Annotated in this window: 19 protein-coding genes and 1 pseudogene; 5 read left to right on the top strand and 15 right to left on the bottom strand. The window is 35.0% G+C overall.

All coding sequences use genetic code 11. The features are described from left to right. On the bottom strand, nucleotides 1-908 hold a 908-nt coding region (locus tag F931_RS22450; protein WP_016140933.1), incomplete at its 3' end, for an Ig-like domain-containing protein. 116 nt (nucleotides 909-1,024) lie between these two features. On the opposite strand from F931_RS22450, the pseudogene F931_RS22570 reads away from it, so the two are divergent. Next, nucleotides 1,025-1,126, top strand: a pseudogene (locus tag F931_RS22570) (LuxR family transcriptional regulator); the annotation flags it as partial. A 96-nt stretch (nucleotides 1,127-1,222) separates the two neighbouring features. Here F931_RS22570 and F931_RS08285 read toward each other — a convergent pair. Both F931_RS08285 and F931_RS08280 read right to left on the bottom strand, forming a co-directional pair. Next, complete coding sequence (locus F931_RS08285; RefSeq protein WP_016140932.1) at nucleotides 1,223-1,408, bottom strand: hypothetical protein; 186 nt, start codon at nucleotides 1,406-1,408, stop codon at nucleotides 1,223-1,225. A gap of 227 nt (nucleotides 1,409-1,635) precedes the next feature. Continuing rightward, a complete protein-coding gene (locus F931_RS08280; protein ID WP_000883494.1) occupies nucleotides 1,636-2,367 on the bottom strand; it encodes a GntR family transcriptional regulator in 732 nt (243 codons plus the stop codon). A 111-nt stretch (nucleotides 2,368-2,478) separates the two neighbouring features. Here F931_RS08280 and F931_RS08275 point away from each other — a divergent pair, with 111 nt between their 5' ends. Genes F931_RS08275 through F931_RS08265 form a run of 3 tightly spaced genes read left to right on the top strand, consistent with a single transcriptional unit; the run spans nucleotide 2,479 to nucleotide 5,938 of the window. Continuing rightward, the gene (locus F931_RS08275; RefSeq protein WP_016140931.1) at nucleotides 2,479-3,768 is read left to right on the top strand and encodes an SLC13 family permease; all 1,290 of its coding nucleotides are present in this window, start codon (nucleotides 2,479-2,481) and stop codon (nucleotides 3,766-3,768) included. Nucleotides 3,769-3,775: 7 nt separating this feature from the next. After that, on the top strand, nucleotides 3,776-4,588 hold the full coding sequence (locus tag F931_RS08270) for an amidohydrolase family protein (RefSeq protein ID WP_016140930.1): 813 nt from the start codon (nucleotides 3,776-3,778) through the stop codon (nucleotides 4,586-4,588). A gap of 9 nt (nucleotides 4,589-4,597) precedes the next feature. Continuing rightward, nucleotides 4,598-5,938, top strand: coding sequence for an MFS transporter (locus F931_RS08265; RefSeq protein WP_016140929.1), 1,341 nt, complete (start codon nucleotides 4,598-4,600; stop codon nucleotides 5,936-5,938). A 119-nt stretch (nucleotides 5,939-6,057) separates the two neighbouring features. Here F931_RS08265 and F931_RS08260 read toward each other — a convergent pair whose 3' ends face one another. Further along, entirely contained in the window at nucleotides 6,058-6,273 is a 216-nt protein-coding gene (locus F931_RS08260) for a hypothetical protein (protein ID WP_016140928.1), read from the bottom strand. A 353-nt stretch (nucleotides 6,274-6,626) separates the two neighbouring features. On the opposite strand from F931_RS08260, the gene F931_RS22445 reads away from it, so the two are divergent. Further along, the gene (locus tag F931_RS22445; protein WP_016140927.1) at nucleotides 6,627-6,803 is read left to right on the top strand and encodes a hypothetical protein; all 177 of its coding nucleotides are present in this window, start codon (nucleotides 6,627-6,629) and stop codon (nucleotides 6,801-6,803) included. A gap of 270 nt (nucleotides 6,804-7,073) precedes the next feature. On the opposite strand, the gene F931_RS08255 is transcribed toward F931_RS22445, so the two are convergent. From F931_RS08255 to F931_RS08210, 11 genes are all read right to left on the bottom strand, one after another. Beyond that, nucleotides 7,074-7,310, bottom strand: a complete 237-nt coding sequence (locus F931_RS08255; RefSeq protein WP_016140926.1) for a hypothetical protein — start codon at nucleotides 7,308-7,310, stop codon at nucleotides 7,074-7,076. A 256-nt stretch (nucleotides 7,311-7,566) separates the two neighbouring features. Continuing rightward, nucleotides 7,567-8,025, bottom strand: a complete 459-nt coding sequence (locus tag F931_RS08250; protein ID WP_016140925.1) for a hypothetical protein — start codon at nucleotides 8,023-8,025, stop codon at nucleotides 7,567-7,569. 314 nt (nucleotides 8,026-8,339) lie between these two features. After that, entirely contained in the window at nucleotides 8,340-8,570 is a 231-nt protein-coding gene (locus F931_RS22565) for a hypothetical protein (RefSeq protein WP_016140924.1), read from the bottom strand. A gap of 195 nt (nucleotides 8,571-8,765) precedes the next feature. After that, a complete protein-coding gene (locus tag F931_RS08240) occupies nucleotides 8,766-8,948 on the bottom strand; it encodes a hypothetical protein (RefSeq protein WP_016140923.1) in 183 nt (60 codons plus the stop codon). A gap of 156 nt (nucleotides 8,949-9,104) precedes the next feature. Beyond that, complete coding sequence (locus F931_RS08235) at nucleotides 9,105-9,245, bottom strand: hypothetical protein (RefSeq protein WP_016140922.1); 141 nt, start codon at nucleotides 9,243-9,245, stop codon at nucleotides 9,105-9,107. Between the two features lie 267 nt (nucleotides 9,246-9,512). Continuing rightward, on the bottom strand, nucleotides 9,513-9,830 hold the full coding sequence (locus tag F931_RS0103705) for a hypothetical protein (RefSeq protein WP_031945504.1): 318 nt from the start codon (nucleotides 9,828-9,830) through the stop codon (nucleotides 9,513-9,515). Nucleotides 9,831-10,032: 202 nt separating this feature from the next. Continuing rightward, the gene (locus tag F931_RS08230) at nucleotides 10,033-11,070 is read right to left on the bottom strand and encodes a hypothetical protein (RefSeq protein ID WP_002047201.1); all 1,038 of its coding nucleotides are present in this window, start codon (nucleotides 11,068-11,070) and stop codon (nucleotides 10,033-10,035) included. A gap of 127 nt (nucleotides 11,071-11,197) precedes the next feature. Beyond that, nucleotides 11,198-11,755, bottom strand: coding sequence for a TetR/AcrR family transcriptional regulator (locus F931_RS08225; RefSeq protein WP_016140920.1), 558 nt, complete (start codon nucleotides 11,753-11,755; stop codon nucleotides 11,198-11,200). Between the two features lie 713 nt (nucleotides 11,756-12,468). Then, nucleotides 12,469-12,957, bottom strand: a complete 489-nt coding sequence (locus F931_RS08220; RefSeq protein ID WP_016140919.1) for a MarR family winged helix-turn-helix transcriptional regulator — start codon at nucleotides 12,955-12,957, stop codon at nucleotides 12,469-12,471. Continuing rightward, nucleotides 12,947-14,434 carry a UbiD family decarboxylase gene (locus F931_RS08215; protein ID WP_016140918.1) on the bottom strand — a complete coding sequence of 496 codons (1,488 nt, stop codon included), beginning with the start codon at nucleotides 14,432-14,434 and terminating at the stop codon, nucleotides 12,947-12,949. The genes F931_RS08220 and F931_RS08215 overlap by 11 nt, the downstream gene beginning before the upstream one ends. Next, on the bottom strand, nucleotides 14,431-15,027 hold the full coding sequence (locus F931_RS08210; RefSeq protein ID WP_016140917.1) for a UbiX family flavin prenyltransferase: 597 nt from the start codon (nucleotides 15,025-15,027) through the stop codon (nucleotides 14,431-14,433). The genes F931_RS08215 and F931_RS08210 overlap by 4 nt, the downstream gene beginning before the upstream one ends. Nucleotides 15,028-15,156: the final 129 nt, after the last annotated feature.

Genomic DNA, 15,156 nt, shown 5'->3' with positions numbered 1-15,156 from the left:
ACTTTACCTGCGGTATCAATCGTTGCAGTCAGACTTGATGGTGCAGTTTTATCGTCAGCCAAAATTGTTTGAATTGTTGATTTATTACCAGCTAAATCTTCGGCAGAAATAGTAAGTTTTTCACCATTTAAATAAGCTTTATCTAGTATGATTGTATATTTTCCATCATTATCAGACTTTGAAGTTCCAATAATTTTTCCAGATGAATCTTTGACGGTGACAGTTGAATTAGCCTTTGTCAAACCTGTAATAGTTTTACCGTTAGAAGAAATAGCATGTACTAAAGTAGGGGCCGTAATATCAGAAGCGACAATCTCTTGTTTCAAGGTACTATTGCCAGCAGCATCTTGAGCAGAAACTTTTAGTGTTTCACCATTAATATAGGCTTTATCCAAATTAATTAAGTATGCCCCATCTGCTCCAGCTTTAGCAGAACCGATTACTTTACCAACTGAGTTTTCAACTATAATAGTTGCTCCAGCTTCTGTTAAACCAGTTACCGTTTTACCATCTTTAGACAATATTTTAGTTAAACTCGCTGGAGGAGTCTGATCAGAAGGTGTTGAAATATCACTGCCGCCGCTACTTGATGCCGCTACCGCAATACCACCAAGTGCAATCGCAGCACCACCCCATAACATTGCTTGTGAATCCCATAAACTCTTTTCTTTTAGAACCTCTTCCTTTTCAGCTTCCTCATCAGCCTCAGAATTATTTTCTACTTGTTGACTAGAAACTTGCTCCACAGGTTGAGTATTAGGAGTAACACTATATGATTCAGCTTGAATTACCTCACCACTCTTAAGAGTAATTTCAAAACCATTTCCCGTATCTTTTACGCTTTTAATATTACTTGCATCTAAAGTAATTTTTTGACCATTTTTAATAAAAGTAAGTATATTTTGCATTTTTGTAAAACACCTATTTATAACGCAAAAAATTTACCACAAAAAATAATAAAAACTATAAAAATTCATAATAATAATTTTATTATTTGATATATTTTCTATTAACTCTACAACTATATAGCATACGCTTTTGCTTAATTACTCATAAAGGTAAAAACCACAATATTATTTTAAAAACTTTTATGGAAATGCTTGAGAAGCGGGTGCTTAACAGCTAAAACGATCTGAATTTTATTATCAATTAACTTAAAGACAAAAAACTTCCCGAAGGAAGTTCTAAGAAAATCTAGTCATATATGCAATTATTTTAAGTTTTAGCAATTCCCTTTTTTTGCTTGTCCAGGAGGACAGAAACGGCCATGACTACCACCATCATGATAACCACCATCAATCAAGCGACCATCTGGATCGATCACAACGCTTCCTTCACGTGTATGAACAGCACAAGCTGTTAAACTCAATCCACTTAATACAGTCAAAATCAATAAAATATTTTTCATAATTCACTCCCTTTTCTATTTAAAAATAAAATGGGCTGAAGCTTTTTACAACTAAGAATTTGTTATCAATAACTTATAAATACCAGCAAATTATAGGTATTAAAGGAATAGCCGATGCTCGATTTATGGGATAATGACTCACTTCCTACAAGAAATACTTAACTATAAAAGATAGTGAACCAGCTCTGCAGCTCAATAAGGAAATCTTTATTAAGCTGCATAAAGAATTAATTAATTGTTATTTCATAATGAAAATTATCGGCCAGCCCATAAGACTCACGGTATTCGACCGCTACACCTTCAAGATTTTTTGCGATACGGCATACCTTCACTAAAGGGTCTTCAAGGTGATTATTTAAATAGCTATCTTTAATATTTTTCTCAAAAGTTAACCGCTCTGTTGCAGAAGAAACAAATTGACCGCAGTGCTGATAATAAAAAGGATAAAGTAGATTCCCAAACTCAGCGATTGGAATTTCTTCCAGATTTTTAAATAAGCGTTCAGGCAGCCAGATTCTCTCGCTTAAAACAACGACATCTTCATGCTTACGGACACGCTCGATATAAAGCAACTTGTCAGTGTGCCCAAGCCCTAACTCGGCGTTTACTTCCGGTATTGCATCACACACTTCTACTTTTTTGATTTGTCCTTGTGGCTGAATGAACTCGCCTTTTTTATTACGTAATCTAAAAAAACGAATGAGCGAATTTTCAAAATTAGGTTGTTTGAGGAAAGTTCCTTTTCCTTGCTGCTTAACCAATAGGCCGTCTTCAACCAGTCCTTCAACCGCCTTTCTAACGGTTCCTACCGATACACTATACATTTGCGCAAGTTCTTGTTCACTTGGAATAGGCTCTTCGACTGTCCATTTTGACTGGATCAGTAATTTTTGAAGTTCCCAACGGACCTTTTCATATCTTGGCAATTTAAAATTTTTAAATGCAGTCTCATCAAGCATTTGCGTTAAACATTATGAAATCGATTTGACAATATTAGCATAGTTCTGTGTAATACAAAAAACCAAACATATATATGTTTAGATGTTTATATATTTATCAAGGAAGATAATATGACTGCATTGATGCTGATGGCTTTAGCCGTATCGATAGGTTTAGGTTATAAAACGAAAATTAATATCGGATTTTTTACGATAGCGTTTGCCTACCTGATTGGTTGCTTTGGCATGGGTCTTAAACCTTCCGAAGTTATTGAATTATGGCCTGTCAAAATTTTCTTTATTATTTTATCCGTTACTTTGTTTTATAACTTTGCTTTGGCAAATGGTGCTTTAGAGAAGCTTGCCAGCCATCTTTTATATAAATGCCGTAAGTTTCCTCAGTTTTTACCTTTAGCGATTTTTTTCGCAGCAACCATTATTGCTGGCCTAGGTGCTGGTTTTTATACAGTACTTGCCTTTATGGCACCCATTACACTGCTGCTGTGTAAAAAAACCAATATGAATATGATTATTGGTGGGATGGCTGCAAATTACGGCGCTTTAGCTGGCGCAAATTTTATGACATCGCAAAGTGGCATTATTTTCCGAAGCTTAATGGAAAATACTGGCATTACCTCGCAAACAGCTTTTTCATATAGCAGTGGCATTTTTATTTTAACTTTAATTATTCCAATTGCGGTGTTGGGAATTTACACCCTGTGGAATAGAAAAAGTAATTCAATTGTAATTGAAGATCAAAAGCCTGAGCCATTCGACAAAAAACAGAAACAATCCATCTTCCTTATTATTTTAATGATGTCGATTGTTTTAGTTTTTCCAATCTTGCATCTTGTTTTTCCCGATGTAAAAACGATTAGTTTTTTAAACTCCAAAATTGATATTGCCTTCCTTGCGATTACCTTCTCGCTCATTAGTTTACTTATGAAACTTGCCGATGAGAAAAAGGTCATTGCACTTGTGCCTTGGGGAACACTGATCATGATTTGCGGTGTCGGTATGCTCATCGCATTAGGTGTGAAGCTTGGCATTATTACCACCCTATCTGAATGGTTAGCAAACAATGTTCCTGTGTGGGTCATTCCAGTACTTTTATGTCTCATCAGTGCCATTATGTCTGTATTTTCAAGCACTCTCGGCGTAGTTGCTCCTACCTTATTCCCAATTGTTCCGGCGCTAGCACTTACCTCTGGCCTAAACCCACTAGTGCTGTTCATTTGTATTGTGGTTGGCGCTCAGTCTACAGCGATTTCTCCTTTCTCCTCTGGCGGTAGCCTCATTATGGCTTCAGCACCAGCAGACATCGACAAAACCAAATTCTTTAATCAACTGTTATTTAAAGCAATTCCTGTAGGAGTCATTGCCGCTTTAATCGCTATTTTCGCTTTAAAATTTGTAATGTGAGATGAAAATGAACTGTATAGATACACATGCACATGTTTTTTCGACACAGGACCACAGTATCGAAACAGCACGTTATGCACCTGATTATGAGGCAACTGTACAAAGTTTTATCTCTCATCTTGATGAACACAATTTCACGCATGGTGTTTTGGTTCAACCCAGCTTTTTGGGTACCAATAACCAAGCGATGTTAAACGCAATTCAGCAATACCCTGAGCGTTTAAAAGGGATCGCCGTTGTTCAACATACGACGACTTTTAATGAGCTAGTGAATCTCAAGGCACAAGGCATCGTTGGTGTTCGCTTAAATCTATTCGGTCTTAACCCTCCTGCGCTAAATACGCCTGACTGGCAAAAATTTTTACGAAATGTAGAAAGCCTCAACTGGCAAGTTGAGATACACGCACCGCCGAAATATCTGGTTCAGCTTTTGCCACAATTGGATGAATACCGCTTTGATGTCGTAATTGACCATTTTGGCCGAGTTGACCCTATTAAAGGGATTGAAGATCCGGATTATCAGAAATTTTTAAGCTTACTTAACGTAAAACAGCACTGGATTAAAGTGTCCGGTTTCTATCGTTTGGGTGCTACACCCAACAATATAAATATAGCCAAACAGGCATATAACATTTTCAAAGAAAAAGGTTTTTTACAAAAACTCATTTGGGGAAGCGATTGGCCGCATACCCAACATGAATCCTTAATAACTTATGAAGATGCGATTAAAGCTTTTAAACAGATTGTGTTTGATAAACACGAGCAATGTTTAATTTTAAATCAGAACCCTACCGAGCTGTTTGGTTTCTCACGTACATAAGGAGTATGTATGAAAAATGATATATCTATATCGGAAGTAGAAAAGTCAACGATCCGTAAACTTTCTTTCCGTATTCTTCCTTTCCTCATTCTTTGTTATTTCATCGCTTATATTGATCGGGTGAATATTGGTTTCGCCGCTTTAACCATGAATCAAGAAATTGGTTTAACTGCTACTGCCTTTGGTTTTGGTGCGACATTATTTTTTATTGCATATGTCATATTTGAAATTCCAAGTAACATGGCTATGGAAAAGCTAGGTGCACGTATCTGGATTGCCAGAATCATGATTACTTGGGGAATTGTCGGTTGCTGTACCGCCTTCATTACCGGCCCAATTTCATATGCAATTTCACGGTTTTTACTTGGTGCTGCCGAAGCCGGATTTTTCCCAGGCGTATTACTGTATTTAACACTATGGTTCCCTAAACGATATATGGCTCGAATTGTTGCCGTATTTATGGTTGCGATTCCTTTGTCTAACTTTATTGGTTCACCATTATCTGCCTTACTGTTGGGCTTGCATGGTTTACTGGGCTTAAGTGGATGGCAAGTGCTTTTAATTCTTGAAGCATTACCTGCAATCCTTCTTGGTTTGTTATGCCTTGTATGGCTGCCGAATACCGCAAATAATGTTAAATGGTTAAATCAAGAAGAAAAGGACTGGTTATCAAGCACTTTAACTTTTGAAAAAAATCAATTGTTGAACTCTGAAAAACAAGACAGTGCCGAACAGAAAAAGAGTAAGTTCAAGTTGCTGATTACCAATAAATATCTATGGTTCTTTGCAATTATTTATGCAGGAAGTTCAGCAACCAGCAATATTTTATCGTTATGGATGCCTCAGATTTTAAAAGCCTTCCATTTAACTGCCATGCAGACAGGTCTTTTAAATATGATTCCTTTTGGTTTAGCTGCCGCTTTCATGATTGTTTGGGGCGTACATGCCGATAAAAGTGGTAATAAGAGTCTCAACACAGCTATACCGTTATTTGTGACCAGTTTTGGTTTGCTTCTTACTATTTTTACTTCATCTTTAACCTTGAGCTTACTTTTATTCTCACTCGTTTTGATGGGTAACTATGCCATTAAAGGTCCTTTCTGGGCGTTGGTTTCTGAGCGCTTACCGCCTACTTTAGTGGCTGTAGGTATTGCAGCGGTGAACACCATTGCGCATATCGGTACTGGGCTTATGAACTCTATTATGGGTATTGTAAAAGATTATTCGGGTAGCTTCCCTATTTCTCTTTTACCGTTATGTATGCTTACATTTACGGGTGCCATGATTGCGTTGTATTTGGGAAGAAAACCGTCGTTACCAAAAGCACAGAAGGTTCAAAATGTGATTTAAGCTTTAATGGTTAGAAACACACTAGCTCATATAGCGAAAAAGAGACCAGTTCACTGGTCTTTTTTTTATTTATAACACCCATATTTAAAATCGCTCATTAAAAAACCCACCTAAGTGAGTCATTTATATTCTATATAATAGCTGTTGCCATCGGAACTGTTGAAAACCATATTTGAAGTAGGGTAAATAAATTCCCCTTTTAACAAAATATATTCAACAGTGGTTCTTTGAACTCTAGATGAATAATTGATTTTATTAGTATTTACTTCTTTATAGCTTGCCTGTGCTCTTATTTCTTTTCCTTGAAAATCAATAATTGTAATGTCTTTTAGCATTAAAATGCTCCAATTTAATCGGACATATTATGCGTAACGGAACTTTTATACTATCAATATTTTGTAGGCAATTAGATTGAATTAATTTTTAAAACTTTATGTATTCGCTACTTTGAAAAAATTTATATATGTGTGCTTTATGTACCCCTACTTGAAATATGAATAGCATAATTTCAATTTTTAAAGGATAAGACTCAACAGGTTATATATAATTGATTTTATTTATGAAATATATAGTCGAAATAAAGCCTATTTCTATGACATATCAACACATATCAGTCTTAAAACAACCGTAATGTAAAGGCATTTAAAGCGTACTATGGGCTTTCCCTAGTAAAGATAAGAAGATAAAAATGTCAGGTTTTAAAAGTTTTTCTCAAAATACAACTAACCACGCTAATATCATTAAAGCTCAAATGAACAAGCATTCTGCAACCACACCCCCTACTGAAACTCAACCATCAGAAACTCCTGGCACTGTAAAAGACCTGCCTGAGAATAATGATCAACCAGATCCTAATAACAAATAATTTCTTATTAACAATGCCTTAAGTTGTTTTAAGGCTTTGCTACTATAAAGAATAAATTAGTGCACTGATTTATTATACTATTAACTACTTTTATCAATTTGATTTGTTTAGTTATTTAAGAAATTACAGCCATTTATTCCAGAAAATTGATATGACTAGTCTCTCAGATATGAGGGGCTTTTTTAATTGTGTTTCCACTTAACCAGTATTTAGCCGAATTTTTCATAAATTTCACCCATAAAAAAAGAGCACCTAAGTGCTCTCTCATCTTTACTGATTTTTGTATAAGGCAAAATTTATGGCCCTATCATATGCCTGTTCCTGTAACTCCGTATATACATAGAAATGCTGTTCTGCCTTGGTAACAGGATTAATAAGTTTCATTGGTTCATAACTATGAGTATTTAAATCATTGGGATCAACATCAAAAGCTTCTAATTGCTGCTCTCTCCACTCTCCACTTAGTGCACCACCTACACAAAGCCATTTCGTTGTATTGTCTGACATATCTAATCCTTATTTTTGGAGGTGTTCACATACCATATCACGCCGACCTTTAAGCCGTATTATTTTTTTCATGATAAAAATTGGTCACCTAATTTTGCGACTTAACTCTGTGGTTAATTCCCAGATTGTTCAGCATCCTAAATGATTTAGCTCTATTTGAAGCTAAAAAATTAAATTAAAAAACCGCCCCAGAGGCGATTGCTGTAATATTTTCAGCAGTATATAGAAGTATGATGCTCACATTTCCATATTCTTCTCACGAAGATATTTTAGTTTTTTTTAGGTAATCTTCGGATTTAAAATAATTTATGATCATTTCAACGTTTTCTTCTTTTTGAGGGGCTAGCGGTACTGGTTTAGTTTCTTTATTAAATTCAAAGTCTTTTGGTATCATCTGAGATAAAGGTGGAAGTTTTGGCCTTCCACCTAATGTCATTCTTTCAATAAATCCCGCAAGCCACAAAATGAACTCATCTTCATTTTTAAACCTAGGCATAAGAGAAAGATCAATTTTGACTTCACACTCAGCTAATGGCTTTGAGAGGCACTCTTCAAAATTGATAAAATTATGTTTAAGTTTAAATTCAGTACCTTTAATAGCTTTACGGATTTCACTGATTAAACAATTTAAGTTCTCAACCGTATTTTCAGTATATAACTTATCATTTTTTATCTTTTTATATACTTTATCAGCAATAGCTAAGTATCTTGGCATCAGCATCTCTCCTTATAGTTATGCTTGTTAAGAGCCTGCTTATGTTCAAGTGCCTCTTTATGAAATTATGTTAAACTTAACGTTAAAAAATGAAATAAAAATATGACCTAAGGTAATCACTATAGTTTCTATGTAAGTAAAGCCTATAATACCCTTAAAAAAATTATGGTTTTGATAACTAGTCTACAATTAATAAAGATGACTAGAGATAAAATGAAATATTTAATTTCAACTTATTTTTCTTACTTGGTAAATTATTAGTTGATTAAAAATAAAACTCACCAATTGATGAGCTATATTTTTCATTTCTTAAATCAAGAACGATTTCTGTACTTCCCGTCTAGGTATTTATTCGCGACTTTGGTTGTTTCTACATATGGTAGCTCTACACATAACCAAAATCTAACTATGTTGCCATCTATAATATAGCTCTGACGGTTGTACGTTGATTTCTTACTTGTATCTATCTCACTTGCCTTAAAGAATGTCCCTTCACGGTTATTTACAACTTCACCGTCTAAATCACCACCAATACAAATGAACATTGTAAGAATTCATAAAATTATGGCGATGAGCTTAACACACAAAGTAGAAAGTCCCGCATGAATTGATACTTTGAGAAGCTTTAAATACTGTGATCTTTCTAGCAAGCTTTGTCATATTGGATAAAAGAAATATTGGTTAAGATTAATGAGTTTTATTAATCAAAAATCATTATAAAATTCGATAAAAATCTAGCATCAACTCTTCACTGAAGATTCAATTGGAATTTTATACTTAATGTTTTTCTCCTCATCAGTATAGGATAATAATCGCTCATCCCTTCTTTTCCTTAATTTTTCAATTTCAGAATCAACCTTCGCCGTAAGCAAAGATTCCTCTTCTTCTTCCTCATTAGGAATGTAGCCAATTCTTGTTTTCATACTTTGACACTCCTGTTATATCGCATTGTTAGGTCAACACAACTAAATAAACAAGTGAGTTTGTGTATTTTTTCTAAAAGATAAAACCGAATTCCATAACAACAAAAAAGCCCATCTTCCGATGAGCTTCTTATTTAATTAACATTATTAAATGCATTAGACTTTAAAGTCTGCTAATACAAAGTTTTTTACTATTTCATCAAAATTTGATTTTCTGAGAGTTAGCTTGCTATTTTTTATAGTTTTATACCAATAACTCGCTGCAACTCCCATGCTAACCAAAGCTAACAATTTCATTGCTCACCTCACTTATTGGGAAGAGTGAAACTTAAAGTATCATTCGCGTTTGTAGCGTTCCAACTTGTTTTAGGGAGGTTTCTGTATATTTTTTAAGCAATGTGTAATAAAAAAGCCCACATCTTTGTGAGCTTTTAAGCTTCAGAATGAAAATATCTTTATATTAATTCGAATCATATTAACTGTGGATTCTATAAATAACATAACAGAAAATAGTTTATTTGTAAGTTCATCCTTTCTACAAAGAATATTCCCCTTCTATTTAAGTTACTCTTTACACTTAACTTTCAAAATCGCTGCTTTTGTACTCACCGGAATAATCATTCCTGAATTGTAGGCAGTATGGTGGTTTACAATTTTGTTATTACTATCTAACTCATCAAAGCCTTTATTCTTACATACTTCTTCCGCCTTAGTGATGAGCTTTGATCGTAAAGCATCCCTTGAACCAAATGCATTGCTTTGAGCATGAAGTTGATAAATTCCAGGAGTTATCTCGGCTACGGTAGGTGGAAACATTTGCAGACAACCTGACAACATGAATGCAACTATGCCCAGAATACTTATTAATTTAATCTTTTTCATTTAACTGATCTTCAAAAATAATTAAGCAAAAATAAAGTTTAAAAATGACAATATAATTTCAATACTGTAAAAATCTTTACTCTTTCAAGTAAGCTTTATCCTCATGAGTTTTCTACTCAAGAATAACGATGAGTCTAATCCTAAAAAGACTAGACTCGATTCAAATTAAATTATCAATTTTAGAAATGAAATAATCTGAAAATTAATTCACTAAGCTTTGATTAATCAATGATTCAATTTTTTGAGAAGCAACAGAATTATAGTAAGTACATTCATTCTTTGCTTCTTCAATTGCGCTTTGGAAAGAAATTACATCCTCATAATTATTAGGTGAATCAAGTGATCTTTCATAACCTGCAACAATACTATCAATTGAAGTGTTAGGATTCTTTTGCCAATAACCTGAAGCTAATTTATTGTCTATATTCATATAAACTGAAATCGTATAATACTTTGGATCATTTGCCTCGGTATTTAAATAAGCCCACTGTACATTGCCCCATTTTCCAGTAACGGTATTACTTCCAGCTAAAGAAATATAATTTGAAAGGTTATTAACACTAACACCATTAATAAAAGCCAAGCTTTCCGTATTTGTAATTACATAATAAGGTACTGAATAACTTGTTCTTTCAACCTGAAAACATTTCGCTCCTGCTGGAAATGTATTTTTCTTGGTTAAAGCTAAAAAATCTTTAAACTGATCACCAATAAGTTTTGGATGAAAAAATACACTTGTAGGAATTTTCTCTGCAAGAAGATTCCAATATACAGCGGTTCTGTCACTTATCCTGACATTTTTTAAATCAATCCAGCGCCCTTTCTCCTCTATAACAATATTTTTTAGACCATCTTTGTTATAAGGAGTTTTTCTAAGTGTCGTTCCATCTTGCGAAGTGGATCTCAAAATATAACGTCTATAACCCAATGGATACTTCGTCTCATCTGGTCTATAAAGGCCATCTGTACTTAACATTAAGCGTCCTATATCTGGTTCTGTACCTTTATCTAACTTAGGATAATCAGCATACCAAATATTTCCATTTCTTGAATTCTTTGTAATCTCAACAAACGTTGTATCAAACTGAATAGATCCCCATTTGTAAGAAGTAGTATTATCAAATTCTGTATTAAGAATTTCATCTTTTGTTGTGGCAACAGTATCGCTACTTCCTCCACCACCACAGCCCACTATAAGAGCTGAAAGTAGAAAAAGAAAAATAGTTTTATTAAGTGTCATCAAATTTACTCTTTTTTATTGACTGGTATAAAATACTTTTAAATATAATAATTTAAAATTTTATTATATGAAATAATTAATTCTCAGCTTTAATTTATTTAATAGCAGACGTGATAATAAAAAACTATTAACGGCCCATTCCCCCAAAAAACCTCTCCACCACCATATCCCTCTCTTCCAAACTATTTGAGCTTAAAATCTGGAACATCAAGCCATCAATTAGGTTTAAAACCAAATTAGCATCAGGCTTTAATACATGGGTTTCTAAACTAAAAATGAGGTCAAAAATCTCATGAAGTAGCCACCTTCTATACTCAACCGCCATACGGTAAGCGCTCGCATACATATGTTTAATTTCAAAAAAGGCTTTAAGCAAAAGATAATACAGGCTATTAAAGTTAACGTGTAAGTTAATAATTTCTTTGAGTTTGTCCTTTGAAGTGCGGTAACGACTTGAGTAAATAATGGCAAGTACTTCTTCTTTCAGCAGGCTTTTTTGAAAAGCAATGCACATTTCAATTAACCGTTCTTTTGAGTGAAAGTAATTATAAAAAGTCGCCTTGGTTATTTTGGCTTCTTTAATAATTAGGTCTACACCCGTCGTATGAAAACCATAAGTAACAAATAGACGTATGGCAGTATGAATAACCTGTAATTTCTTGGAAGAATTTTTTAAATTGTGCATAGTTTTACCGTTATAAATTCTTGTTGTTTCTAAAAGAGATTAAAAAGCCTGTGCCTTTTCTGGGAGAAAAAAAGGCACAGCAAAGCCCTAAAGACTGTGCTTGGCACATCTCAAGTTTTATTGTTGCTAAGTTTTTAATCGAAATGATTTAAAGCCTGAAAAGCCTATAGGCGATCAAACTGCTTTAAAGTGCTTTAAGTTGTGTCGAGATAGTTTTTGACAGTGACTGCCAATAATTTATGAATGTACATAGCCAACTCCTTCTTTTGGGAGTTCTGCCAAAGCATTATAAATTATGGTGGCAGAACGGAAGCAGGTTGACGGACTGGGTAAGACTCCAGCACACCCGAAGGTGTCCCACTCCCGTCCTACCGCTACGGGAGGGAACGGGGTGTGCACATATGAGTATCCCTCAGAAGGAATGGCTCTGATGTGGTCTTACAAACTCGGTCCGTCAAAACCGACTGGCAATGTAGGCCAGCCCGCAAATGGTAATCTTCAATATTTGAGCTGTCAATGTGAAATTGGCTAGAAATTATTTAATTAAATTATTGTTTTTCATTTAATTACATAATTAAGGAAAATCTTAAGTGTAAATTATACTAATTTATAGATTTATACTAATTGTGAAACAAAATCGTTCTATAGCCGTAAAGGAAACGGCTATAGATAATATTAAACATTAACTTTCCTCTCATTTTCATGACTTGATTTTAGAGTTGCGAACTTTGTTCAGAAATATCCATATTCACCATCATATTTTTTAAAATTTTCTTAAAAATTACGTGGTCACTTTCACTAAGACTCGCCTGAAATTGTTGATCAAATTCAGTTACCATTTTCCATACTTGCTCAAATGTCTCTTGGGATTGGGACGTCACTCTTAAATATAAAGCACGTTTATCATCAGGCGCGGGAAAACGCTCGACCCAACCACGTTGAACAAGCTGATTTATTGTTCGTCCTAACGCTGTTCTATCCGTTTGCGAATGGGCAATTAACTCACCCATCGGAACATCGCCTTTAAAACTGTACAAAATACGTAGAGCACGCCACTCATGTAAAGTAATACCCTTCTGATTTAATAACGTACTCAAACGTTTCTCACGATAACGCACAATTTCTGTCATTAAATATAATGAGTCTTGGGGTAAACCAAGCCCTTGACTCATTTTTTGTTTAACGTTCGCGTCAGTAGCCATAACTCTCCCAATGCTCTACAACTTTATCTTTGATATGTTGAGGATATGAATATTTAAAAGAAGCTGTCTCGGCTCTGATTTGTCCCTTGAATTGTTCAGGGAAAAGACAATTAATTACTGCTTTGCCGCCACATCCCTTCTTTTTATCTTCCGCCGATAGATAAGGAACCATCGGAAATTCTCTCACATTAGGGAAAATAAAATGATCATTTTTAGGATGAGATCGAGTAGCAAGTGCCCAAACTACCTCATTAATATTGGTAATATCAATATCATTACTTACAAGTATTAATTTAGGAATTAAATATCCCGGATGTGAATTAAAAACCACATTAGCAATAAGTTCTACAAAATCGGTAGCGTTTGTTTCCATTAAAGCCAATTTAGCAGTATCTATTGAAATTACAGCCCAACATGTCGCTGCCTCATATGAGCACCATACGAAATCGACTGGTAAGCCTGCCTTCTGAGTGATTTCCAGCAGTTGTGCAGAGATCATTGTCCCCCAAATTGTATGATTTTCTTCAGGTGGTGTTCCAGCCACGCAAATGGGTAATATCGGATTATTACGGAAAGTAACGGCTTTAACATGAAAGATAGGTTGTTCATTTCCTTGATGGTGCTGGTAGCCATGATATTCCCCCATTGGCCCTTCTAATGCTTTTTCTGTAAGGCTTATTTCTCCTTCTAAAATGATTTCTGCATGAGCAGGCACCCAAAGATTATTGGTCTCTGTTTTAATTAAAGGAATGCTTTTACCTAGCAAAGCACCAATATAGTCCGGCTCACTTACTCCAGCTGGTAAAGGCATTCCAGCGACAGCGACCGCAGCCGGTGGTGCACCTAAAACCATTGCCCACGGCGTTGGCTTACCTTGTTGCCGCCACATTTCACGGACGATTCCAATATGCTGAGTTGAAATTGCAGGGCCCGTTAAGCGGTTTCGGTCAACTAACATTAAGCGTCCAATGCCCCAACTGTTCCACTTTCCATCTGGTGATTGGACAACATGAAAACCATAGGTCCCAAAATATCTTCCGCCATCTTTTTCATGCAATAAAGGAACTGGAAACTGTTCTAGGTCAACCTCATCACCCAACCAAATATTTTCTTTAACTGGTCCAGTCGTACAATATTCAGGCTCTACAGGATCGGCTTTCACTGCGGCACGAATTTTATTAACAATATCTTTAGGAGTGCTATCCGAAGGTAAGCCAAAGTGTAAAGCAAGACGGGAGTATTCTTTACCGGGTGTTGCAACCATGCCGGCTGGCGCACCTAAAATCTTTGCTCCTGCCATTCCTTCATGAATATTACAAAATAACGGAGCTGGTAATTTTTCTTCATACACTCGACGAGTAATAGCAGCAACTTCTAAATGTGCAGATACTTCTTGGTGAATTTCAACAAGATCTTTGCGTAGGGCTAATTCTTCTAAAAATTTTCGAAAATCTAATGCTGCTTCAAGTAAGTTCATGATTCAATTCCTTTTTCAATATTTTGTTTTTTATCTAACCCTTCCCAACGTTTTAATGAAGGATCATCAATATCAAACATATCTAATATTCTGCCCACGCCCTGATTAATGACATCGTCTAAGGTATAAGGCTGATGATAAAAAGCTGGCATTGCAGGAAAAATAATTGCTCCCGCCTTTGCAACAGTCAGCATATTTTCAAGATGAATGATACTAAGCGGAGTTTCACGAACCATAAGTACGAGCTTACGACGCTCTTTTAAAGCGACATCTGCTGTTCTTGTAATTAAGTTCTCAGCATAACCACTACTAATTCCTGCTAAAGTTTTCATACTACAAGGGGCTATCACGACCCCATCATAACGGTAAGATCCACTCGCTATTGGAGCCGACTGATCTGCATCTGAATAAATATAAGTTGCTAACTTTTGCAGATCTTTTAATGAATAATCTGTTTCTTGTTTTATTGTTACTTTTGCCCATTTACTCATCACTAAATGAGTTTCGATATTTAATTCAGCTAACTTTTCTAAAAGCCTAATACCGTAAACGACTCCAGTGGCGCCTGTAATACAAATTACTATACGTTTCATAAACCACCAAAATATATGCATGTGCACACATATTAATACAGCGAAGCTCCATGTCAATTTATTTATGTGCATGCGCACACAAATAAATACTGAATTTATATTTATCAATATGATATCTATTTATTAAAT

Origin of the sequence: Acinetobacter pittii ANC 4050 (assembly GCF_000399685.1) — a bacterium.
Lineage (GTDB): Bacteria > Pseudomonadota > Gammaproteobacteria > Pseudomonadales > Moraxellaceae > Acinetobacter > Acinetobacter pittii_E.
This window is presented reverse-complemented; position numbering and strand designations above follow the sequence as displayed.